16 protein-coding genes and 1 other RNA gene are annotated in these 22,276 nt (G+C 64.6%); 6 read left to right on the top strand and 11 right to left on the bottom strand.

Annotated features, from left to right (window positions below):
* Positions 1 to 297 precede the first annotated feature (297 nt).
* The 3 genes from FHY19_RS13430 to FHY19_RS13420 form a co-directional block, all read right to left on the bottom strand.
* The gene (locus tag FHY19_RS13430) at positions 298 to 1,287 is read right to left on the bottom strand and encodes an antitoxin Xre/MbcA/ParS toxin-binding domain-containing protein (protein ID WP_259166617.1); all 990 of its coding nucleotides are present in this window, start codon (positions 1,285 to 1,287) and stop codon (positions 298 to 300) included.
* A gap of 204 nt (positions 1,288 to 1,491) precedes the next feature.
* Positions 1,492 to 2,181, bottom strand: coding sequence for a glutathione S-transferase family protein (locus FHY19_RS13425; protein WP_259166616.1), 690 nt, complete (start codon positions 2,179 to 2,181; stop codon positions 1,492 to 1,494).
* 182 nt (positions 2,182 to 2,363) lie between these two features.
* Positions 2,364 to 3,116, bottom strand: coding sequence for an SDR family oxidoreductase (locus tag FHY19_RS13420; protein ID WP_259166613.1), 753 nt, complete (start codon positions 3,114 to 3,116; stop codon positions 2,364 to 2,366).
* A 135-nt stretch (positions 3,117 to 3,251) separates the two neighbouring features.
* Between FHY19_RS13420 and FHY19_RS13415 the strand changes: the two genes are divergently transcribed.
* Positions 3,252 to 4,139: a LysR family transcriptional regulator gene (locus FHY19_RS13415; protein ID WP_259166612.1), complete on the top strand. Its 888-nt coding sequence runs from the start codon at positions 3,252 to 3,254 to the stop codon at positions 4,137 to 4,139.
* A 172-nt stretch (positions 4,140 to 4,311) separates the two neighbouring features.
* Positions 4,312 to 6,396 (top strand): M13 family metallopeptidase, encoded by a 2,085-nt coding sequence (locus FHY19_RS13410; protein WP_259166611.1) that lies wholly within the window; start codon positions 4,312 to 4,314, stop codon positions 6,394 to 6,396.
* A gap of 445 nt (positions 6,397 to 6,841) precedes the next feature.
* Here the strand turns inward: FHY19_RS13410 and FHY19_RS13405 are convergent.
* The 3 genes from FHY19_RS13405 to FHY19_RS13395 all read right to left on the bottom strand — a co-directional run bounded on the left by FHY19_RS13405 (position 6,842) and on the right by FHY19_RS13395 (position 8,474).
* Positions 6,842 to 6,918, bottom strand: a non-coding RNA gene (locus tag FHY19_RS13405) — sX9 sRNA.
* Between the two features lie 60 nt (positions 6,919 to 6,978).
* Positions 6,979 to 7,794 carry a hypothetical protein gene (locus FHY19_RS13400; RefSeq protein ID WP_259166610.1) on the bottom strand — a complete coding sequence of 272 codons (816 nt, stop codon included), beginning with the start codon at positions 7,792 to 7,794 and terminating at the stop codon, positions 6,979 to 6,981.
* Between the two features lie 26 nt (positions 7,795 to 7,820).
* Positions 7,821 to 8,474, bottom strand: coding sequence for a glutathione S-transferase family protein (locus tag FHY19_RS13395; RefSeq protein WP_259166609.1), 654 nt, complete (start codon positions 8,472 to 8,474; stop codon positions 7,821 to 7,823).
* 479 nt (positions 8,475 to 8,953) lie between these two features.
* Between FHY19_RS13395 and FHY19_RS13390 the strand changes: the two genes are divergently transcribed.
* Entirely contained in the window at positions 8,954 to 10,045 is a 1,092-nt protein-coding gene (locus FHY19_RS13390; protein ID WP_259166944.1) for an ATP-grasp fold amidoligase family protein, read from the top strand.
* A gap of 521 nt (positions 10,046 to 10,566) precedes the next feature.
* On the opposite strand, the gene FHY19_RS13385 is transcribed toward FHY19_RS13390, so the two are convergent.
* Entirely contained in the window at positions 10,567 to 12,207 is a 1,641-nt protein-coding gene (locus tag FHY19_RS13385; RefSeq protein ID WP_259166608.1) for a ricin-type beta-trefoil lectin domain protein, read from the bottom strand.
* A gap of 300 nt (positions 12,208 to 12,507) precedes the next feature.
* Complete coding sequence (locus FHY19_RS13380; protein WP_259166607.1) at positions 12,508 to 13,170, bottom strand: hemolysin III family protein; 663 nt, start codon at positions 13,168 to 13,170, stop codon at positions 12,508 to 12,510.
* Between the two features lie 177 nt (positions 13,171 to 13,347).
* Between FHY19_RS13380 and FHY19_RS13375 the strand changes: the two genes are divergently transcribed.
* The 3 genes from FHY19_RS13375 to FHY19_RS13365 all read left to right on the top strand — a co-directional run bounded on the left by FHY19_RS13375 (position 13,348) and on the right by FHY19_RS13365 (position 19,087).
* Positions 13,348 to 15,843: a DEAD/DEAH box helicase gene (locus tag FHY19_RS13375; protein ID WP_259166606.1), complete on the top strand. Its 2,496-nt coding sequence runs from the start codon at positions 13,348 to 13,350 to the stop codon at positions 15,841 to 15,843.
* Positions 15,840 to 17,636: a ribonuclease H-like domain-containing protein gene (locus FHY19_RS13370; RefSeq protein ID WP_259166605.1), complete on the top strand. Its 1,797-nt coding sequence runs from the start codon at positions 15,840 to 15,842 to the stop codon at positions 17,634 to 17,636. The genes FHY19_RS13375 and FHY19_RS13370 overlap by 4 nt, the downstream gene beginning before the upstream one ends.
* Before the next feature lie 665 nt (positions 17,637 to 18,301).
* Positions 18,302 to 19,087, top strand: coding sequence for a DUF1868 domain-containing protein (locus FHY19_RS13365; RefSeq protein ID WP_259166603.1), 786 nt, complete (start codon positions 18,302 to 18,304; stop codon positions 19,085 to 19,087).
* Positions 19,088 to 19,294: 207 nt separating this feature from the next.
* Here FHY19_RS13365 and FHY19_RS13360 read toward each other — a convergent pair whose 3' ends face one another.
* The 3 genes from FHY19_RS13360 to FHY19_RS13350 all read right to left on the bottom strand — a co-directional run bounded on the left by FHY19_RS13360 (position 19,295) and on the right by FHY19_RS13350 (position 22,217).
* Positions 19,295 to 20,410 carry a saccharopine dehydrogenase NADP-binding domain-containing protein gene (locus tag FHY19_RS13360; RefSeq protein WP_259166601.1) on the bottom strand — a complete coding sequence of 372 codons (1,116 nt, stop codon included), beginning with the start codon at positions 20,408 to 20,410 and terminating at the stop codon, positions 19,295 to 19,297.
* Positions 20,411 to 20,467: 57 nt separating this feature from the next.
* A complete protein-coding gene (locus FHY19_RS13355) occupies positions 20,468 to 21,325 on the bottom strand; it encodes a hypothetical protein (protein WP_259166600.1) in 858 nt (285 codons plus the stop codon).
* A 301-nt stretch (positions 21,326 to 21,626) separates the two neighbouring features.
* Positions 21,627 to 22,217 (bottom strand): hypothetical protein, encoded by a 591-nt coding sequence (locus FHY19_RS13350; protein WP_259166597.1) that lies wholly within the window; start codon positions 22,215 to 22,217, stop codon positions 21,627 to 21,629.
* Between the last annotated feature and the right edge of the window lie 59 nt (positions 22,218 to 22,276).

Below are 22,276 nucleotides of genomic sequence, written 5' to 3'. Positions count from 1 at the left end.
TTCCGCGCTGGAGGCGGGGTTGGGATGCGCATGCGCCAGGTGGCTGCGGCGTGGCGAAGGCATCCACCCATTCTCGCCGCTTCGATGTCTGCAGGGCCCATGCGCAGCTTGCCAGACGAGCGGTGGCGGCTACTCGGAGCATCCTGTACCGGTGGAAATCGCCTGGCCCGCACTAACATCGAAGTAATCACGCCAGGCGACGATACGTCAGCGGTCCAGCTTGAGGATATCCATCACCTCAACGCCCGGTGTCCCACGCGCCATCGGCAGAAGGATCGATGACATGGGCATGGAAGCCTAGGTGAGGCTGGCGCCTGTCGGCATGTGATCGCGGATGTACTGCTCGATATATGCCATCACCAATGCCGCGCCGGCATCGTGTTCCAGCAGGTCGATCGGTCGCTGATTGCGCAGATACGGGTTGTGCGTGTCTGCCCATTGGAAAAAATCTCTGGGCTTTGGCTTGATCGGTTTGGCAGCGATCATGGCCGCCTGTAGAAGATCGGGGCGCGCGTACCAGGAGATGGGTTTGGTGGCGTCCTTGTTCTTTCCGGGGATCACGCGTGGCAATTGCGAGGCAGCGAGTTCTTCAACTGTTATGTGCTTGCGAACCCAGTGCGCATGCTTGCGCAGCTCCCCGTTGGGCTGGCGTTCTTTCTTCATTGGGTTGTTGTCATCGCGCCTGGTTGGAATCACCAGACCAATGATCAGGTGGGTGGCTTTTCTGCGAATCAGCTCCAGTGCTGGTGCGATGTCGGTATCGTTGGTGACAACCACCAGCTGATCGAGCTCGCGGCAATTGATTGCATCGTCATACAAGGACAGCGCCAGATTGACGTCTGACTGCTTCTCTTCCAGCTTCCACACGGTGATCTTCCCGCATTCGCGTGGATCTTTGTCAGGATCCGCTGCATCTACGACGTACTGGTTCGACTTGCTGAGCGAGTAATAGCCCGATGTGATCGAAATGCGGTCGTTTGTAGCCAGGGCACGGTGGTATTGAAGTTGCGATGCAACCGAGTCGGTACCTTTTGCAGCCCGGGGCACAATGGGGGCGGTGAAATAACGGATTGCGCAGTGGTCCAGAACCATGCGAGAAGCAGGCGCATGCGGCGCGGTTCGATGCAGAATCGAGGGCAATATGTGCTTGCCGAACAGTTCGACTAGATCCAACCACTTGTAGGGTGTCTTACGCAGACACCCGTAATACAGGTTATAGCCGTCTATATAGACGCGCGTCCTTAGCGTTGCCATTTCCGCTTCCCTGAAATGAAAAAACCGGCTCAAGGCCGGCTTTTTCTCCCTGACTCCTATGGTGCAAGCCCGTAGCAATGAGGGTTAGTTGTTGGGGCAGACGTTAGCCGGGACCGAAAGGCCTGTCAACCAGGCATGCGCCTGCCATGACAAGACCGGTCTGTGCATCTGCTGTGTTGCTTTACGCGAGCCCGATTAGCTCCACCGCACCCAGCGCGCCACGGCGCCGTTCGCTGCTTACGCCGGCACACGCACCGCCTCTGCCAGCAGGGCATGCTGCCTGTGCAGATGCTGCTGGAACCGGCTGGCGTAGTCCTGCGCCACCGCGCCGATGACGCTGGGCCGGGCGGCCAGGGCGGCGCGCCAGGCGCCGATGCGCGGCAGCCCTTCAAAGAGGGGTGCACAGACATCGGCGGGCAGCAGGCCGAAGTAGCGCAGCAGCGGGGCGAACACCACATCGACCATGCCGAAGGTGGGGCCGGCGAAGTACGGGCCCTGGCCCAGCGCCTGCTCAAGCTTTTGCAGCTTGCCGCGGAAGGCGGCGCGGGCGGTGTCGGCACTGGCCTGGTCGCTGGCGTTGAGGAACTGCCATGCATCGGCAAAGGTGGGCGCGGCAAACTCGATCCAGGCGCGTTGCTGCGCACGTTGCAGCGGGTCGCGCGGGTACAGGCTGGTGCTGCCGCTGGTCTCGTCGAGGTAGTCGCAGATCACCACACTCTCGAACAGGGTAGCCACGCTGCCGTCCGGCTGGCCGATGCGCAGCAGCGGCACCTTGCCGGTGGGCGACAGGGCCAGGAACCAGTCCGGCTTGGCATGCAGGTCGATGTCCACGCGCTCGAAGGCGACGTCATGTTCCAGCAACACGATGGCGGCGCGTTGCACGAACGGGCACAGCGGGTGGCTGATCAGGGTGAGGGTGTTGGGCATGGGCAATGGCTCGCGTTGCGAAAGGGGGGTGCCAGGGCAGCCGTGGGCCGGCCTTGCCTGCATGGCAAAAACCGCCTGCGCATCGCCATGCAACCGGTGCATGGCGATGCGCAGGCGAAGGTGGGTGCCGGCAGGGCGGCGGTGCGCGCTGCCTGCCGGCGCCTGGCGGGTGTGCGCCAGGCTCAGCCGTTGAGCAGGCGCCCGCCGTCGACCACGATTTCCGAACCCACCGTCCAGCTGGATTCGTCCGAGGCCAGGTACAGCACGGCCTTGGCCACCTCTTCCGGGGTGCCGAAGCGGCCCATTGGGATGCTGGCGGCGATTTCCTCGTTGAGCTTTGCACGGTAGGCGTCGGGCACGCCGAGCTTGTCGTAGAGCGGGGTTTCCACCGGGCCGGGGCTGACGGCGTTGACGCGGATGCCGCGGCCCAGCAGTTCGCTGGACAGGGTCTTGGTCATGCTGAGGAAGGCGGCCTTGGTGGCGGCATACACCGACGAGCGGGCCATGCCGGCATGCACGTTGACGGAGGTGTTGAGCACCACCGAGGCCGGGTTGGCCAGCACCGGCAGCAGCGCCTGCAGCAGGAAGTACGGGCCCTTGACGTTGATGGCGAAGGAGGCGTCGAAGGCCTGCTCGGTCCACTCCTCGATCGGCACCCAGACCGAGACGCCGGCGTTGAGGAAGACGACATCCAGCTGGCCGTAATGGGCCTGCACCGCCTGCGCCAGCTCCTGCTGGGCGGCAACGCTGGCCGAGTCGGCGCGCAGCACCGGCACGTCGGGCCCCAGGATGGCCTGGGCCTTGGCGATGGAGTCGGGGTTGACGCCAGTGACGATGACGCGGGCGCCTTCGGCGAGGAACTGCCTGGCGGTTTCCAGGCCAATGCCGGTGGTGCCGCCGGTGATGAGGGTACGTTTGCCTGCAAGACGTGACATGGTGTGCTCCTGATGGTGCGGTGCCCGGCCGCCGCATGGCGGCCTTCGATGCGGCATCGTCGCCCCATGCGCCGGCTGCTATAAGATCCTGCGGGAACATAACCTTCATGCACTGTGCGCATGAATCGAGGACGCATGGACCGGTTTCTGCTGATGACCTGCTTTGCCCGCGCGGTGGAGACGGGCAGCTTTTCCGCCGCCGGGCGGGACCTGGGGCTGGGCCAGCCCAACGTCAGCCGGCATGTGGCGGCGCTGGAGCAGCACCTGCAGACCCGGCTGCTCAACCGCTCCACCCGCAAGCTGGTGCTCACCCCGGAGGGCGAGCGCTATTACGCGGAGGTGCGCCGCATCCTGGATGCGGTGGGCGAGTCTGAGATGGCGCTGCGCGACGACGTGCAGCCGTCCGGGCTGCTGCGGGTGGCCTGCCCCACGGCGTTGTCGCACACCTTCGTGCTGCCGCTGGTGCCGGCGTTCTTGCAGCGGTTTCCGGCGCTGGAGCTGGACCTGCAGATCAACGACCGCTACGTGAACCTGCTCGACGAAGGCGCGGAGCTGGCCATCCGCATCGGCCACCTGGACAGCAGCGCGCTGCGCGCACGCCGCATCGGCGCGTTCACGCGGGTGACGGTGGCCAGCCGCGCCTACCTGGCCAGGCGCGGGGTGCCGGCCGTGCCCGAGGACCTGCGCCACCACGACTGCGTGCTGTACACGCTGCTCAGCACCGGGGCGAGCTGGCGTTTCCGCGATACCGACGTGCCGGTATCTGGCCGGTTCCGGGTCAACTCGCCCGAGGCCGCGCGCGCGGCGGTCAGCGCCGGGCTCGGCATCGGCCTGGGCCCGGCGTGGCTGTACGAAGAAGGCCTGGCCTCGGGCGAATTGCAGACCGTGCTGGATGCCTTTGCGCCGCCGCCGGCGCCGATGCAGATTGTCTACGCCGCCAACCGGTTGGTGCCCAAGCGCGCGCTGGTGTTCATGGATTTCATTGCCGAGGCGTTTGCAAAGATTCCGCAGCTCAACCGTTAGCGCCACCTGCGCTGCGGTGGTGCCGGCGCTGGTGCGCCGCCAGCGCTTCGCTTTCCTGCACGCATGTGCCGTTGCGGACGCGGGAATGCTCAACTTTGTTCGCCCGCGCGCGGCCTGCGCGCAAGGCTCGCCTAAGCTCGCGGCACCTTCCCCATGCACGGCTGCCACGACCATGTTGAGCAGACACATTCTCGCGCTTGCCACCTTCATGGCATTGAGCGGTTGCAAGCAGGCCAGCGAGCAAGCGACCGCGCCCACCGCATCCACGCCTGCGGCGGCGGCGACCACTGCGGCTGCACCGGCATTGGATATCAGCGAACTGGATCCCGCTGCCGACGCCTGCAAGGATCTGAATGCCTTTGCCAATGGCAAGGCGCTGGCCAAGGGCATCCCCGACGACGAGGTGGGCATCGGCACCTCGTACGACGTTTACAACGCCAGCTATCGGGATCAGCACGCCATTGCAGAGGCCTTGCTGAAGGCGCAGCCGGCCAGCGGCTCGGTGGAGCAGCTGGTCAGGACGTTCTACGCCTCGGGCATGGACGAGGCGGGCATCGAGCGCCTGGGCGCGGCGCCCATCCAGCAGCGGCTGGCGGCGATCGATGCCTTGACGGATGCGGGCGACATTGCCGGCTTCATCACCCAGCGCCACGCCGAGGGCGACAGCGTGGTGTTCCAGTTCATTGCCCAGCCTGATGCGCAGGATGTGTCGAAGATGGTGGGCTATGCCTTGGTCCAGGGCATGACCCTGCCCGCAAAAAATTATTATGTGGATGCGCAATACGCCCCCATCCGCGAGGCCTACCTTGCATATGTGCAACAGTCGTTCGTATTAGCTGGCATACCGGCCGCGCAAGCAGCCGCACAGGCCAAGCAGGTGCTGCAGTTGGAAAGCCGCCTGGCCGCCGCGCTGCTCACACCGGCCGAGCAGCGCGAGCCGAAGAACATGTATCACTGGCTCACCACCGCGCAGGCCAATGCGCTGACACCGCACTTTGCCTGGGACCGCTTCATGGCAGCGCAGGGTGTCAATGGCGAGAAGGGCCTTGCGCTCTCCCAGCTCGCTTTCTTCAAGACATTCGATGGGCTGTTGCAGACCGTTCCGGTGGCGCAGTGGCAGGCCTATCTGCGCTTTCATGCCATCGACACCGCAGCGCCGGCACTGAGCAAACCCTTCGTCGAGAATCGCTTCGCTTTTTACTCGAAGACGCTGGAGGGCCGGCAGGTGCAGCCGCCGCGCTGGAAGCAGGTGATCGATGCGTTGAACACGACGATCGCCGAGGCGATGGGCCAGCTGTATGTTGCCCAGAAGTTCCCCCCGGCCTCCAAGCAGCAAGCGCTGGCGCTGGTGGAGAACGTGCGCGCCGCCATGAAGCTGCGCATCGAGCACGCCGACTGGCTGAGCGCTGCGACCAAGGCCAAGGCTTTGGACAAGCTGGCCCAGATGATGCCGAAGATCGGGTATCCGGACACCTGGCAGGATTGGTCGGGCCTGCGGCTGGACACGGGCACTTATCTGCAGAACATCGAACGGGCCGCCGCCTTCAATCATCGCGAAAACATGGCCAGGATCGGCAAGCCGGTAGACCGGGCGCACTGGGATGACGTGGCCCCGCAGACGGTGAATGCCTTCTACTATCCGCGCGAAAACAGCATCTACTTCCCCGCGGTGATCCTGCAGCCGCCGCTGTTTGCGGCAACGGCCGACGATGGCCTCAACTACGGCGGAATCGGCGGCATGATCGGTCACGAGATCAGCCATGCCTTCGATGACGAGGGCAGGCAGTTCGATGCCATCGGCGCCACCCGCAACTGGTGGTTGCCCGCGGATGTTGCCGCGTTCGACGCGCGCACCGGCAGGATCAAGCAGCAGATGAGCCGCTATGTGCCGCTCAAGACCAGGCCGGACCTGCACGTCAACGGGCAGCTGGTGCTGGGCGAAAGCATCGCCGACTTCACCGGGGTCACCATCGCCTACGACGCGCTGATGCTGGATCTGCAACAACACCCCGAGCGCAATGTCGCCGTGGACGGCTACACGCCCGAGCAACGCTTCTTCATCAACTGGGCCCGGCTGTATCGCAATGCGCGCCGCGAAGAAGCCCAGGTAAAGGCACTCAATGCCGACCCGCATCCGCCCAGCGTGGTACGCGTCAACGCCGGGCCGTCCAACATGCCGCAGTACGCCAAGGCGTTCTCGTGCAAGGCGGGCGATGCGATGGTGCGCACCGATCAGGAGCGCGTACAGGTCTGGTGAGGCGGACGTTCGGCGGTGTGGCGGGCGCGCAGGCCGCGGTGGTGCGTGGACAGTCCGCAGGGCAGGCTAATGATCAGGATGGTCGCGGCCAAGCCCCGATCCAGATGGCCGACGCAGACCAAGGTCGTGAAGCTGCATCGGCTGTGCGTGCAAGGCCCTGCAGTCCCCGCGTACACGCAGATTGCGTTGGCGGCAGCCTCTTGCCAGGCTGCCCGCAACGCATCTGGCGTGCTCCCGGAAAATGCGACTCTTGGCCTGTTCACATGGAGGACCGCACTTCGCAAACGCGCCGGGGCATTTGCTGCGATCCCGCAACTCACTGCGGGACGCTGATCGTCCGAACACGGCAGGCACACCAACGCGAGCGCGAGAGCTCCGCTTGTCTCCCTCGCCGGGTGGATGACACCCGTCTCTCAGCCTGCCCGCATCGAGGGACGCTTGGGGCGGCTAACAGCACGTAGCGGGCCGTCGTCAGCGGGGTGTGGACGGCGCGCTCGGAACCGGAGTGCAGGCGTGGCACATGCCGCACCGGGCATCGGCCGCGCCAGCCTGACGGCGGCGCAGGCGTGTTGTTAGCCGCTCTTACTCCAGCGGCCGTGGAGACGGTTGCCGGTTCTTGGCGAAGGTCTGGTACAGCCCTGCAGCGCGCTCGTCGGCAGCGACGTTTTCGACGCTGCTCAGCCCCTTCGCGGCGATCGCCGAGGAGGCCTTGCCATCGCCCAGCAGGTAGGCCAGCCGCAGATACGCCGCGCTATCCAACAGATTCTTGTGTTCGGTGTCGCTGGCGTAGACCTCGGCCAGGCCGTAGTAGGCGTAGAGGTTTCCGGTGGCTGCGGCCTTGCTCAGGATCGCCAGGCCTGGATGGAAGCGGCCGCTCAGCGCGGTCCTGGTGCCATAGAGCACCGTTGCCGCGTGATTGCCCGCCTGCGATTCGGCCTTGAGCTGGGCCAGGTCCATGCGCTCCAGTCGCGCGCGTTCGGCCTGCGAGGGGTAACCGTGGGTCAGCAGCCACTGCGCTTCTGCCTGCGAGTTGGCCACCAACGGGCTGCTGATGGGGCAGGCATGTGCGCCACGCTCGCACAGGTAGAGCGTTGTGTCCGCACCGGTTGCCGCTGGACGGGTAACCGCTGCCGGCATGGGGTCGCTCGATGCGGCGGTGCGGTCAGCCGCCGCTGCGTTGCCGCCGGGCTCACTGGCTGCTGCTGCATCGGCTTGGGTGTGTTGCTGTGCGCGTCCGCAGCCGGCCAAGGCCACTGCAACGATCGCGGCGAAAAGCATGCCGGTCGGTTTCAACTCACTCTCCTTGTGGATGCGGTGACGACGGCAGTTGCCGGTCATCGCCGCCGTTGCGCCAGGCTGACGCGTGCCCACCTTGGCGTGCAGCGGCTGCGTGGTCAAGACCGCTGCAGCCGCCCTGCATGCGATTACGCCGGTGCGCCACCGTCGCCGTTGATCGCCCACTGCGCTGCGAAGGCGCGCTGATAGGCCGGGCGGGCTTCGCCGCGCGCGACATAGGACTGCAGTGAGGGGAACGCGTCCAGCAGGCCGGTGAGCCGGATGCGGAGCAACACCGAGATCATCAGCAGGTCGCCGGCGCTGAAGTCGTCTTCCAGCCAGGTGCTGTCGCCAAGATGGGCGCTCAGATGCTGCAGACGGCGGTTGATGCGTTTTTGCAGCAGCGGCAAGCGCTCTGCCATCCACGGTTTGTCCGCTTCCAGCAGCAGGGCGTTGCCCAGCTCCAGCATCGGCGGCTCGACGGTGTTGAGCGCGGCAAACATCCAGGCGGTGGCACGGGCACGGGCGTTGTCGTCGTGCGGCAGCAAGCCGGGATGGCGCTGGGCGATGTGCAGCACGATGGCGCCGGTTTCGAACAAGGCCAAGCCATCGTGCTCGAAGGTGGGGATCTGACCGAACGGGTGCAGGGCCAGGTGCGACGGTTGCCTGAGCGCGGCGAACGGCAGCAGGCGCACTTGATAGGGCTGGCCCGCTTCTTCCAATGCCCAGCGCACGCGGGTGTCGCGAGCCAGGCCCTTGCCGCCATCGGGCGAGCGCTCGAACGCAGTGATGGTGATCGTCATGGGTGGAAGACTCCCTGCGGCCCGAGGCTGAGGGCATAGCGTACGCCGCACGGTCCACGGCTGCGGCGGGCGTGGCCTGAGTGAAGCGCCAGCCGGTTGCCACCCCGCCCGCGCGCGTGCACAGACCACCGCGGGCACCGCGCGCGCGGAGGGCTTGCCCGGGTAGGCGACCTCAACCTTGGCGGTGGCGCCAGCTGCCCGCCCACTGCCCGCCCCGCCCACGCCATCCAATACCTCCAACACCGGGCACCGCGCCGCCCGCCCGAATCGCTTTTGCAATGCACAACGGTCGCGGCCGGTTACCCGGTTGACGGCGTGTCTTTAGGCGTAAACCGCCAATCCCTTTGCGCAATCAGGCCGATTGAGACGTTTTGCCATCCTCGTCTCACTTCTTAGGTATACCGTGCATCGAGTCACATATTTATGTGACGCAATTCACATTTATTGCCGGAGGGAGAACTGTCATGATCGATCAAGGGATGGGGTTGCAGGCGCAACTGATCGGAGCACGGGGTACAGGGGTGGGCCGGGGGTGGGCCGCGTTTTTCCCCGGTCTGGCGGCACCGTGTGGCGACATCCGCCCGCTGCGCCTGCCGCAGGCGCCCGCGCCCAGACCAATCCGGCCTACCCTCAAACGCGTGTTGCGCAAGGGTGCGCGTTGCCTGGTGCGCACGCTGCCCTGGCGGCATCAGGACCGGCTGTATTTCCTGAACACCTTCGGGCGGCTGCCCAATCTGTACCACCCCACCTGCTTCAACGAAAAAGTGCTGTACCGCAAATGCGTGCACGGCGATTACCCGCTGTATCAGCGCCTGGCGGACAAGGTGACGGTGCGGCCGTATGTGGCGGCGCGGATCGGCACGGCGCATCTGATCCCGCTGCTGCTGGACACCGCCAATCCCGACGATCTGCTGGGCCTGCCGCGCTGGGCGCAGACGGTGATCAAGGCCAATCACGGCGCGAGCATGGTGGAGGTGGTGCGCGATGAGCCGGATGCGGCGCAGCGGCAGCGCATCGTGGCGCAGTGCAAGCACTGGCTGCGCACCGACTTCTCCGACATGGAGCGCGAGATCCATTACCACAACATCCCGCCGCGCATCCTGGTGGAGCAGTACATCGGCGACGCGCAACAGGTACCGGTGGATTACAAGTTCCACATGTTCCGGCAGCCGGATGGCAGTTTTCGCTATGTGCTGCAGGTGATCTATGGCCGCTTCGATACGCCGAAGCTGTCGATGACATTCTTTGTGGACAACCTGCACACGCCGTTCCACCGCATCCGCGATGACGGCCGCTCGCCGCCGTGCACACCCGCGTTGCTGGAACAGGCGCTGGAGCTGAGCAAGGTGCTGGCCAGCGACTTCGATTACGTGCGGGTGGATTGGTACATCCAGCAGGGGAAGGTGTACTTCGGCGAACTGACCTTTACCCCGGGCGCGGGCATGGTCACCGGCCTGGAGCGTGGGCTGGACCGGATGATGGGCGATATGTGGGTGCAACGGCGCACACCGACGGAAGCGCGACTGCCTGCGTATGGCATGGGCATTGGCATGCGGGTGCCGGTGCGGTGAGGCGCCCTGCGCGCAGAGGTCACCTTCTGCGTTCGGAAGATGGGAACTTCTCAGCCTGCTGTTTGCCTACAACGGCGGGGCACGCCAACCCTCAGCGCACCGCGCCCGGTACCTCAGTGCCAGCGCCTAGTCTGGAGCGCAAGAGTTATAAAGGCAGGCCTAGGTGGGTAAAGCTTGATAGAGGGCGTTCAGCCATAGTCGGCAAGCCAGTAGGTTTCGAATACAACGTGCAAGCAAAGGGCACGCTGCATTGGATATTCGTGCTCCCCGGCAGCATCGCGCCGAATGCGGTGGTCGAAGCGAAAATGAAGAGTAACTCCAGCGTTAGGTGCGTAAAAAATAATCCAGTGGAATAACTGATAACTCCCTCTCTTGTGGAACACCGCCAGTGCTCATTCAAATTTTTAGCTCGGCAATATACTAAGTTTCACTTGAAGTAAATAGAAAATTCTAGTTTTTCAGTCTTAGATGGCGCTCGGCATCCCTCACACCATCTAAGATTTTAGTAACTCTAGCGCCGATTAAAATCCTGAATATGACCAGACTTGATTGGCATCTCCGGTGCATTCCCAGATGTATGTCCTAGATCCATTCACTGAGCCGCGGCCAGGATCGGCAAGACACTTGTTGCTAGCATTGCTTCGAAGCTCTCCGATTAGCTGCCACTGCTGATGTGCGCCGGCGTTGCAACTCCACATTCTAATCAGAGATCCATTATTTGCTTCACCATTAGCTACCTCTAAACATTTACCACCAAACTGCACTGAGCCATTACGACCGAGTCTCCACTTTTGCTGTGGAAAGCCATTGCAGTCCCATAGTTGGACATTTGCACCGTCAGCCGTAGAACCATTTTCAACATCTAGGCATTTCCCACCAACCCCACGAATTTCGCCGCTGATTGGATCATAGTTCCATCGCTGTTGAGTGTTACCCAACCAATCCCATAGCTGCAGCTTAGTACCATTCGCGCTGGAGCCGTTAACGGCATCTAGGACTTTCCCGTTGATGCCAACAACTGATGCAAATGTGAAATTCCACTGTTGATTCTTCCCGCCCAATTGGTCAAATAGTTGAAGTATGGATCCATTCGCTGTGCCGTATCCTGCCACATCAAGTACACGCTGACTTGGAACGCTTCGCAAGTACCCCGAACCAGCTTCAAGTGACCAAATTTGTTGCTCATTACCATTACAAGAATATTGCTGAATTGATGCACCGTTTGACTTAGCCCCACCTTCAACATCGAGGCATTTATTGCCAATGCCGATAAGAGCTCCAAATACCGAAGGAGTCGGTGTAGGAGTCGGGGGCGTTGTAGGGGGCGGGCTTGGAGGAGATGGATTTTTCGCGAGGACAAGTCCGGACGGAAAGTTGCTAGTGCATGAATTTGTAGTAGTCGTTCCAGATTGGTACCACCCACTTGGAATTGGAGATACAGGGCAAACCACAATCCCGGTGTAGGGCACCTGGATAAAATATTGCCCTAAATCGCAAGTTTGGCCATTATTGTTATAAGCCTGAGTTATTACATACCCGTTTGGCACTGGTGAGTCAGCGCAAATCAGCATCTGGTTTCGCGGCAGCTCATATCGCCGAGTAGTGCCAAGTAGCGAACCACAATTCAATGAGTCACTGTTTGAGGTAAAGACGTACCCCTCTGGTGTAGGGCTATTCCCGCACCCCAGAATGCCATTACGAGCCTGCTGGATTGTAAATTGCCCCGCTAAGCAACCTTGGGGAACTGAACTTACGTTTGTTATCACGTAGTTCTTAGCTATAGGTGAGTCAGAGCATATCGTGATGTTGTTACGGGCGGCATTGATACGTACTCGTGACTCGCCACAAACCGTCGTATTGTTGTCTCCATAAGGAGTAATTACATAAGGATCAGGTATCTTTGAGCTACGGCAGATCAACTTCCCTTCGCTCGGTGATTCCACTGCCCATGCCAGACCTGAGCCACAGTTCGAAGCGCGCTGCAATGCAGTTTTTACGTATCCTTCTGGCACGGCACTATTAGTGCATATTTGAAGTTGGGCGAAAGCTTCTTTCGAATATGTTAACGCAAAAATCATTACAAACGCTACTAATATGTTTACTAGCTTATTCATAACATTCCCCATTAGCCCTTCGGCGATAATTCCCTTACTTTCACCCATTTAGGTCACTCCGGTCACATAGCAACCTTTTGCATTGCCCCCCGCTCTGAGAAATAGAAGCCCATTCGGCAAGCATAATAAAATTTAATTTTTATTTGCTTCAACCAAAATTCGACCATACACCCCCTTCTCCACTACCCAAGATATATTTATCACACTGCTCACCGTTGCGTATAAACCAGTTTATTTTCCTCAAAAATTTGAGGGGCCCGGTTTCGGGGTTGCATTTTAAATTTTGCCATTTTTATTTGTAGAATACGCTTATAAAATGCACTTAATAGCAGCAGTTCACACCAGCCGTCAGTTAACTACCACCGGCCGCAGGCACAGCCAAATGGCACACCAGTGCGACAGCGCGCCGCCCAGCACGTGGGCATGCCAGATGGCGCGGTTGTAGACCATGGATTTGCGCACGTAGAAGGTCACGCCCACCGTGTAGAACGCGCCGCCGGCGACGATGAGCCAGAGCACCGCGCTGTCCAGGCCGGCGATCATCTGGTTGACCACCACGATCCCGGCCCAACCCAGCAGCAGGTAGATCGCCACCCAGAAGCCCTTGGCGATACCGGGCAGGCACAGTTTGGCGAACACGCCGAACAGCGCCACGCTCCAGACGGTCAGGATCATGGCCCAGCGCCAGCTGCCATCGAGCGCGACCAGAAAAAACGGCGTGTACGAGCCGGCGATCATCACGAAGATGCCGGCGTGGTCGAACTTGCGCAGCATCGGTTGGCGCAGCGGCGGGGCGAAGTTGTAGGCCGCCGAGCAGGCGAACATGGTCAACAGGCCCAGCGCATACACGCAGGTGGCCAGCAACATGGTCTGGTTGGCGTGGGCACGCCACACCATCCAGGCGCCGCCGACGATGGCAAGGAACAGGCCGGCGGCATGCACGATCACGTCGGCACGGCGGGCAGCAGGGGTCTTGTAGTGTGGAGCGGTGATACTGGGGGGAACGGGCACGGCGGTTCTTCAAGGTGGGGGAGCCCACGCCGTGCAGGGCAACGATGACGCGGCGGGGGCAACAGAATACCCGGCTTGCTGAATCCACTCAGTGAGGCAGGCTGGGCGGTTGGGCGCTGGTCTCATACCCTGAGACCTCTCTGATGTTTGATCTCCCGCTTTGGGAGCCAATGCCGTATGCCTCCGTTTGCCCTCGCTCCCCGCACCGAAACCGCCGAACGCGCGCTGGCCACCACCGATGGCCGGCCCAGCCGCGATGGCGCATTGCTCACCGAACGCCTGGAACGGCGCTACCACGACCGCATCACCGGCAGCTTCACCCTGCCCGGGCGCGAAGGCAGCTACGCGCCGATTCCGGACGATGTGCCGGCCGCGCTGGCCGATGCCTTGCGCGCGCGCGGCATCAGCCAGCTTTACAGCCACCAGGCCGACGCCTGGGCGGCCACCCAACGCGGCGAGCATGTGGCGATCGTGACGCCCACCGCTTCGGGCAAGTCGCTGTGCTACACGCTGCCGGTGGTGAGCGCGGCGATGACCGCAGGTGCCAAGGCGCTGTACCTGTTCCCCACCAAGGCGCTGGCGCAGGACCAGGTGGCCGAGCTGCTGGAATTGAACCGCGCCGGCGAACTGGGGGTGAAGGCCTTCACCTTCGACGGCGATACGCCCGGCGATGCGCGCCAGGCGATCCGCCTGCATGGCGACATCGTGGTGAGCAACCCGGACATGCTGCATCAGGCGATCCTGCCGCATCACACCAAGTGGGCGCAGTTCTTCGAAAACCTGCGCTACGTGGTGATCGACGAGATCCACACTTATCGCGGCGTGTTCGGCAGCCACGTCACCAACGTGCTGCGCCGGCTCAAGCGCATCTGCGCGTTCTATGGTGCCAACCCGCAGTTCATCCTGTGCTCGGCCACCATCGGCAACCCGCATGCGCACGCGCAGGCCTTGATCGAAGAACAGGTGCATGCGATCACCGAGTCCGGCGCGCCCACCGGCGACAAGCACGTGTTGCTGTGGAACCCGCCGGTGGTCAATGCCGATCTCGGCCTGCGCGCCTCCGCACGCTCGCAGAGCAACCGCATTGCGCGCATCGCGATCAAGTCCGGCCTGAAGACGCTGGTGTTTGCGCAGACGCGCCTGATGGTGGAAGTGCTGACCAAGTATCTGAAGGACATCTTCGACCACGACCCGCGCAAGCCGGCGCGGATCCGTGCCTACCGCGGCGGCTACCTGCCCACCGAGCGGCGCGAGGTGGAGCGCGCGATGCGCGCGGGCAATATCGACGGCATCATTTCCACCTCGGCGCTGGAGCTGGGCGTGGATATCGGCGCGCTGGACGTGGTGATCCTCAATGGCTACCCCGGCAGTGTGGCGGCCACCTGGCAGCGCTTCGGCCGCGCCGGGCGGCGCCAGCAGCCGGCGCTGGGCGTGCTGGTGGCCAGCTCGCAACCGCTGGACCAGTACGTGGTGCGGCACCCGGATTTCTTTGCCGATGCCTCGCCCGAGCACGCACGCATTGCGCCGGACCAGCCGCTGATCCTGTTCGACCACATCCGCTGCGCAGCGTTCGAACTGCCGTTCATTGCCAGCGAACCGTTCGGGCCGATCGACCCGCTGGTGTTCCTGGAAGCATTGGCCGAAAGCGAAGTGATCCACCAGGAAGGCGACCGCTGGGAATGGATCGCCGACAGCTACCCGGCCAATGCGGTGAGCCTGCGCTCGGTGGCCGACGGCAACTTCGTGGTGGTGGACAAGAGCGATGGCAAGCAACAGATCATTGCCGAGGTGGATTACTCGGCCGCCGCGCTGACCCTGTACGAAGGCGCCATCCACATGGTGCAGAGCACGCCGTACCAGGTGGAGCGGCTGGACTGGGAAGGCCGCAAGGCCTATGTCACGCGCACCCACGTGGACTACTACACCGACAGCATCGACTACACCAAGCTCAAGGTGCTGGACCGCTTCGACGGCGGCGTGGCCGGGCGCGGCGATTCGCACCATGGCGAGGTGCATGTGGTGCGGCGCGTGTCCGGCTACAAGAAGATCCGCTACTACACGCATGAAAACATCGGCTACGGCCCGGTGAATCTGCCCGACCAGGAACTGCACACCACTGCGGTGTGGTGGCAGCTGCCGCAGGCCACCCTGGGCAAGGCGTTCGCGTCCAAGCAGGATGCGCTGGATGGTTTCCTGGGTGCGGCCTATGCGCTGCACGTGGTGGCCACGGTGGCGGTGATGGCCGACGCGCGCGACCTGCAAAAGGCAGTGGGCAATGGCGACGGCGCATGGTTTGCGGTGGCCGACCAGACCGGGCGTGGACAACTGCGCGGCGTGGAGGAAGGCGAGCACGACGCGGTGGAACTGCAGCAGGCCTTCGTGCCCACGGTGTATCTGTACGACAACTTCCCCGGCGGGGTGGGCCTGAGCGAGCCGCTGTGGCTGCGTCAGGCCGAGCTGCTGCAGCGCGCCGACGAACTGGTGCGGCGGTGCGATTGCAGCGCCGGCTGCCCGGCCTGCGTCGGCCCGGTGCTGGCCGCGCATGAGGAAGGCAAGGGCGAGTCGCCCAAGTCGTTGGCGTTGACGGTGCTGGCGCTGTTGTTCGATGCGGACGCGCCATTGCGGCACGGCACCCAGGTGGACGACGACCTGGCGCTGGATGTGCTTGCATGAGTGTGAGTGCAGAGCGGCTGCGGCGGCTGCGTCGGCAGGCGGGGCATGCGGATGTGCGTGCGCCCGTGGTGGTTGCTGACAGCGATGCACTGCAAGCTGCAGCAGCGGCGGGTGCGAAAGCTGCCGACGCCGCGCTTGTGCGTGAGATGCCGCAGACAGCTGTTGATGCAGCCAGGCCGTGCACATCGTCTGCGCCGATGGTGCCAGCGGCCGCAACCTCTGCTGCGGCCGATGTGCCCGCATATACGCCGGCCTTGCGGTTGTCGGATGAGCCAAGTCAGGCGGACGCAGCGCACCATGTTGAAGCCTTGCGCGTTGCTACGCCGACGATCACGCAGAGCGACGTGAACGCTGTGGCGCCTGCATGGGCGAGCGAGCGCGCGACCAAGCCGTCTGCGCCACAGACGCAGCCGGCATTGCTCAGGCGAGCAGCCGTTGAGACAGCGACGGTTGGCGCTATCTCAGGCGGTACGCATGCAAGCGGTGCGCACGTGGCTGCCGACATTGCGACGCCGCCAACGCAGGACCAGGCAACGCCTGCACCTGGCAGCGCCTCGGGCGTCAGTGCGGAACGTCTGCGCCTGCTGCGCCGTCAGGTCGGCGGGCTGACACCTGCATCGCGCAAGGACGATGCAGCGATACCGACGCGTGCGCAGCGTGCTGCGGTCTCCAGCGCCGCGTCACCTGCTGCACGCGCGCCTGCTCGCAATACGGCGCCTGCACGCGATGGTGTCATGGCCGGCCGCTCGCACGATGTGCACGCACAGACCGCCGCCCCGACGTTTACGCGCCGCGCCTTGCTGTCGCCCACCCCTGCACCGCCTGCGCGCGAGGCATCGGTGTTTGCGTGGGTGGAGCACGATGTGCGCCACAAGCCGGCGTTGTCATCCGCTGTCGATGTCGATGTCGAGGCAATCGATGCCGTGGAGACAGATGTCGCAAGCCGCTCGCCAGCAGCGCGCAACACAACCACGGCACCGCCGCTGCAGCAACGCACCGACATTGCCGGCTTGCGCAAGATGATCGGCCTGCGCGAACGTGCGGTGTCGACGCATCCGCCAGTACGCGCGGCGTCCACCGATCGGCAGCTGCCGGGCGACGAAATCGCACCCGGCCTGCATCTGATCGAAGTCTTCCTGCCGCAGCCGATTCCCGGCCAAGCGCTCTCGCTGGCGTTTGCCCAGCGCGAGGACGCGGTCGACCCCCTAGACCTGCTGTTCTTCGATACCGAAACCACCGGCCTTGCCGGCGGTACCGGCACACGCGCCTTCATGATCGGGGTGGCGCAGTGGTGCACCGATGCCGTGCAAGGCAGCGGCCTGCGCGTGCGCCAGCTGATGATGTCCACGATGGCCGCCGAGAGCGCCATGCTGGATCTGTTCCGTACCTGGCTCACGCCGCGCACGGTGTTGTCCAGCTACAACGGCCGCTGCTATGACGCGCCGCTGTTGAAGACGCGGTACCGGCTGGCGCGACGCGGCGACCCGATTTCCGCGTTGGATCACGTGGATCTGTTGTTCCCCACCCGCCGCCGGTATCGCGGCACCTGGGAGAACTGCAAGCTGTCCACCATCGAGCGGCAGCTGCTGCGCGTGGTGCGCGAGGACGACCTGCCCGGCTCCGAAGCGCCGGCGGCATGGCTGAGCTATCTGCGCGGCGGCAGCGCGCGCAACCTGCGCCGGGTGGCCGACCACAACCACCAGGACGTGGTGACGCTGTCGCTGCTGATGCAGCGGCTGGTGGAGGTGGAGGCGCAGGACCGGGAAGTGATTCCGTTGATGGAGTCGGTCTAGCCCTCTGGGCGAGCGCGGGGCGCATTGGCGTCGGATCGGGTCGGATCCGGATATAGGCGATGCGGTGCGTGGGTGAATGTTTGCCCGGCACCGGGGCGCCCTCTTCTGTCGCCTCTCATGGAAGCGCAGCCGCTTGCGCGTTGTGTCGAACGTGGTGATCGGCATCGGCATGCGCAGGTGCGCTCGCTCGTTGTGCGAGGGCCAGCGCTCTGTCCCTCCGCAACGTTCGCCGGATGTGTAAGACGCAATGCCGCGGCGGTGCGTCGGGTTGTCGTGTCATCGGCGGCCTTCGGATGGACCGGCCACACGACACCTGCATCCACCTGCTCGCCCGGGCCCCCAAAGGCTGCAACCCGAAGGCGTCGCCGCATTCGCGAAGAAGGCAGCGGGTTCATGGCGAAAGACGGTGCGTTGTCATATGCGTTTTTACCGGCAGTCCTAGGCTTGCCGTGGCTGTTCCATTTGCAGCGGTGTTTGCCGGCATCTTGCAGGCCTGCACACTGGCTCGTGTGCAGCGCGTCTCATCGCCGCCGCGCTGCGCTGCCGGCCGTTGTCGGTTCGTCAGCTCGCCGCAAGCGCCGCTATCGATACACACCAATGCACTGCGACGTGGCCGGGATTATCGCGCATGTCGTGGCTTGACCTGGAATTTGAAGGATTGCCGCATGCCGTCATTGTTGGATACACGCATCAGCCGACGTCGCCTGGTGGCGGCCGCCGCTGGCGCCTCGCTGCTGGGCTCGGCCTTGCCCGCATCAAGCGCCACACCGCCGCCGGATCTCGGGCGCAAGTTCTTGCGCTCGCGCCGGCCGATGGCATTTGCCGGCAATACGTTTCTGGGCCATCTCCAGCAACAGGGCGATGGCTACGACAGTTTCGACCGGGTGCTGGATATCTACCGCGAGCTACCCGGGCACGGCTTCGCGAACAAGTTCGCGCTGCTACCGCCCAGCAGTTATCACGCAACCCTGCTGGGCGGGGTCAACGAGATCGACCGCGCAAGCGGGCCGTGGCCAGGCGACCTGGCGCGCGATGTGGCCTTGAGCGACATCCATGCGGAGTTTCTTGCGCGGCTGAGGCAACGCACGGCGGCGCCGCTGGGTGCGTGCAGCTTTGTGGTGAATCCGGCTGCGGCCAGGACCGGCAACAACGACAACCTGCTCATCCCGCTGCGACCTGCCGATGCGCAGACCGCGCAACGCCTGGAAGCGGCGCGCCAGGCGCTGATGACGCTGACCCGCCTGCAGCGCCCGGACTACGTCGATTTCCAGTTTCATATCTCGCTGGCCTACCTGTGTCAGACGCTCGATCGCGCAGAGCAGGCCGCCTACCGCGTTGCCGTGGGCAACTGGCTCAAGCGACTGGCGGCAGCGGGCCCGATCACCATCCCGCGGTTTCACTTTTGCACGTTTGCGGATATGGAGGCGTTTCGGACGGTGCGGGAGGTGTGAGGTTGAAACACGCCATCTGCGGCAGCTTGTTGCGTACCTGCCGCACGACACTGGAAGCCGCTCCTCGTGCGGCCAAAGCCCGCCAGCACGCAAGCGATGTCGCCTCTCACCAGCGGATGCACAGCGTTACGTACTCGACGCTGTGCACTCCCGATGCCCTTGTGACGCGTGGTGTGGCGAGAGCGGTTGGCGGTTGGCGGCAGGCGGTCACTGCCGCGTCTGCGTCACTTCGGTGGTCATCTGCCATGCGTCGAATTCCTGCTCGAACTCGGCCAAGGTCAGCAGGCCCATGCAGGCGTACGCACCGCTTGGCATCGCCTGCCCTGCCGCAAGTTTGCGCACCAGCAGGATCGCGGCAAAACAGGGGATCTCCGGTCCGTGCAACATCGCCGCGGTGAGATCCCAACGCACGGTGAGCGGCTGTCCATCGCACTCGCCGGCCAGCTCCACGCGCATGCCGCCCAGGTCGGTGCCGAAGCGATCGAACCAGCGCCCCGCACGTGCGAGCGCTTGCGCCAGGCGCGACATCGGCAACGGCACGCCGCGCTGGCGTAACCAGGCCAGCGCGGCCAGGCAGCGCTGCAGGAACGTCACCTCCAGCGCGGCGCGGAACTGCACGCTGCGCACGCCGGGGTAGCGCTGCGGCAGCAGGTCGTGGTCGGGCACATCGCAGGGCGATGCCAGGCGCGGTGCCAGCTGTGCGAACTGCACGCGCTGCGGCCCCGCCCACCCCACCACGGTCTGCCAGCGACCCTCGCTCCACCAGGTAAACGGCGTGCCGCAGTACGACAGCACCGCGCGTACGGTGGCCAGCCCCAGCGGCGTGCCCTGCGCGGGCGCGATCACCATGCCGATGGCATGCAGGGTCGAGAAGCGCGGCAACAGCGCATCCACCACCGCGCTGGACAACGCGGGCAAGGTGCTGGCACCGCTGATCGCCACGCGGCCGGCCTGCCGTGCCAGCGCATGCAAGGCGGCCGGGAAGTCGCGCACGAACGCGCGGCCGTCGGCCAGGTCGATGTAGTGCATGCCTGCCTGCAGGCAGCACCGCGCCACCGCGTGGTCCTGGCCCTGGAACGGCCCGGCGGTATGCACCACCACATCGGCTGTGGTGGCTGCCAGGCGCGTGGCGAAATCGTCGGCAGTGCTATCCAGCCGGCATGCGGAAATACGACCGGGCGCAGCCTCGGGCCAGGTTGCCGCGATCGCGCCGGGATGACGCCCGGCGGCAATGACATGCAGGTGCGGCAACGCGGCCAGCGCCCGCACGATGCGCGCACCGAAGTGCCCATAGCCGCCCAACACCACCACCCGGTACGTCATCGCCTGCTCGCTTTTGCGCCAATGCTCTGCAGTATCGGCGAACCGCGGCCGCCGCGATCAACGCGCCACAGGGCTTGCCAGGCCGTTCCGGATGGCCTCGCGCATGACCTGCCGCGCCTGGCCATCTGCACGCGCGCTTGCCGCCGCCTGCTGCGTGGCCAGATCGGCCTGCTGCGCGGCGAGCGCTTGCTGTTGCGTGGCCAATGCCTCGATCTGCTGCCGGCTGCTGCGCTGGCTGGCGGCGTTGGCTTGCTGCGCGATGGGCGTGGTGGTGCGCGCCGCCGCATGGTCGCGTGCCAGCGACGCGCGCGCCTGCGCAGCGGCAGCGGCCGCATCGCGTGCGGCCACGGCGGCCATCTGCGTCCCCAGCACCGCTTGCTGCTCGCCGAGCCGGCCCTGCCGCTCGCCCAGCGCGCCTTGGGCCTGACCCAGCTGGCTGACCGGTGCGTACAGCACACGGATGCGCTGCAGGGTGGCCGGATCGCGCACCACGTAGCTCTTGCCGCCGCTACGAAACCACAGCAATGCGCCGGTGCTGCCGGCCAGGCGACGTGCGTGGGCCAGGTCTTCGGCGGAGCCGTGCATCAGGGCCTGGCCGCCTTCCATCAGCACGTACGCGTCCTGGTCGGGATGATCGGACAGCGTGAGATGGCCGTAAGTGGTCACGTCGCTGGACGGCGTGCGCGTGGGTGTCGCTGGCGCTGCCGGCGCGTGCGGCGCGACGGGCATCGCGGTCGCGGCAACTGCAGCGACTGCGGCAGATGCGATGCCCGGTGTCTGCGTACCGGGCACCGGTGCAGGCGCGGGTTGACCGGCTGATCGTGCGGCCAGGCATGGCGTCAGCACGCTGGTGAGCGCGATCGCCAGGATGGCCGCCACGCCAGCGCGCGTCGATGCAGGGGGAATGTGCAGCATGGGAATGTCCTTGTGTGGATAAGGTGGGCAAATCTGTCGTGTGAGGCGCAGGTGCTACGCACTGCGTCGTCGTGCGGCGCTACCGATTGCAATGCTGCGCAGCAGGGGCAACTGCAGGGTTCTCGCGCATGCGGTTTCGTGGTGCCCAACAAGCGTTGCTTGCCGTTCCTTGTGCCGGTGCTGTCTGGAAACATGCGTGGCGTTGCAGGCGTGGCGCACTGCCCGCAGCAGTACGTGCGCGCCGCCGAAGAACGCAGCGGTAGCCGCAAGCTGCGTCCATGCCTGTTTGCTCCTGCAGCGCTCAACCCGTCACCCGCGTCGCCCGGCCGCTGGCAAGTGCCTCGCGCAGGATGCTCAGCGCCTGGCGAGTGGCCAGCCGCGTGGCGCCGGCCTGCTTGCTGGCCAGCACGGCCTGCCTTTGCGTCAACAGGCGCTGCTGCTCTACCAGGGCCTGGGTGTCGCTGGCAGCGCCCTGTGCCGGTTGCGCCGCTGTCGCCTTGGACGCCGCGGGCAGACCGACTGCGGATGCGGCCAGCTGCGCGGCAAGCGCCTGCTGGCGCGCTTGCAACCTGTCCTGGGCCGCGCGCAGTTGCAGGCTGCGTGCATAGCCGGTGCGCAGCCGATGCAGCAGGCCCGGATCGCGCACGACGTATTGCACGCCGTTGGCCCGGAACCACAGCACCCAGCCATTGGCGTTGGTGTAGCGACGCGCGGTCTGCAGATCGTCGGTGGTGCCGTGCATCAGATGGCGCTCGCCCTGCACCAGCACATAGGCATCGCCATCGTCCTGGGCGTCCTGCGCGGTGCTGTGACAAGCGGCTTTGGTCGATATGGCGCCGGATGCGGGGTGCCTTCGGCGTGGCGTCGACAGCGCAGACCTAGCTGCGGGCATTACTGGAAAGATCGGCGCAGCGGGCGGAGCGGGACGGGCAGGTGGATGCGCGGGCTGTG

Origin of the sequence: Xanthomonas sp. 4461, from assembly GCF_024806475.1 — a bacterium.
GTDB classification, from domain to species: Bacteria; Pseudomonadota; Gammaproteobacteria; order Xanthomonadales; family Xanthomonadaceae; genus Xanthomonas; species Xanthomonas arboricola_F.
This window is presented reverse-complemented; position numbering and strand designations above follow the sequence as displayed.

Bases quoted from the DNA above. Each gene is read 5' to 3' on its own strand.
- FHY19_RS13425 (WP_259166616.1), bottom strand. From the start codon at position 2,181: ATGCCCAACACCCTCACCCTGATCAGCCACCCGCTGTGCCCGTTCGTG.
- FHY19_RS13420 (WP_259166613.1), bottom strand. From the start codon at position 3,116: ATGTCACGTCTTGCAGGCAAACGTACCCTCATCACCGGCGGCACCACC.
- FHY19_RS13415 (WP_259166612.1), top strand. From the start codon at position 3,252: ATGGACCGGTTTCTGCTGATGACCTGCTTTGCCCGCGCGGTGGAGACG.
- FHY19_RS13410 (WP_259166611.1), top strand. From the start codon at position 4,312: ATGTTGAGCAGACACATTCTCGCGCTTGCCACCTTCATGGCATTGAGC.
- FHY19_RS13395 (WP_259166609.1), bottom strand. From the start codon at position 8,474: ATGACGATCACCATCACTGCGTTCGAGCGCTCGCCCGATGGCGGCAAG.
- FHY19_RS13390 (WP_259166944.1), top strand. From the start codon at position 8,954: ATGGGGTTGCAGGCGCAACTGATCGGAGCACGGGGTACAGGGGTGGGC.
- FHY19_RS13385 (WP_259166608.1), bottom strand. From the start codon at position 12,207: ATGGGTGAAAGTAAGGGAATTATCGCCGAAGGGCTAATGGGGAATGTT.
- FHY19_RS13375 (WP_259166606.1), top strand. From the start codon at position 13,348: ATGCCTCCGTTTGCCCTCGCTCCCCGCACCGAAACCGCCGAACGCGCG.
- FHY19_RS13370 (WP_259166605.1), top strand. From the start codon at position 15,840: ATGAGTGTGAGTGCAGAGCGGCTGCGGCGGCTGCGTCGGCAGGCGGGG.
- FHY19_RS13365 (WP_259166603.1), top strand. From the start codon at position 18,302: ATGCCGTCATTGTTGGATACACGCATCAGCCGACGTCGCCTGGTGGCG.
- FHY19_RS13360 (WP_259166601.1), bottom strand. From the start codon at position 20,410: ATGACGTACCGGGTGGTGGTGTTGGGCGGCTATGGGCACTTCGGTGCG.
- FHY19_RS13355 (WP_259166600.1), bottom strand. From the start codon at position 21,325: ATGCTGCACATTCCCCCTGCATCGACGCGCGCTGGCGTGGCGGCCATC.
- FHY19_RS13350 (WP_259166597.1), bottom strand. From the start codon at position 22,217: ATGCCCGCAGCTAGGTCTGCGCTGTCGACGCCACGCCGAAGGCACCCC.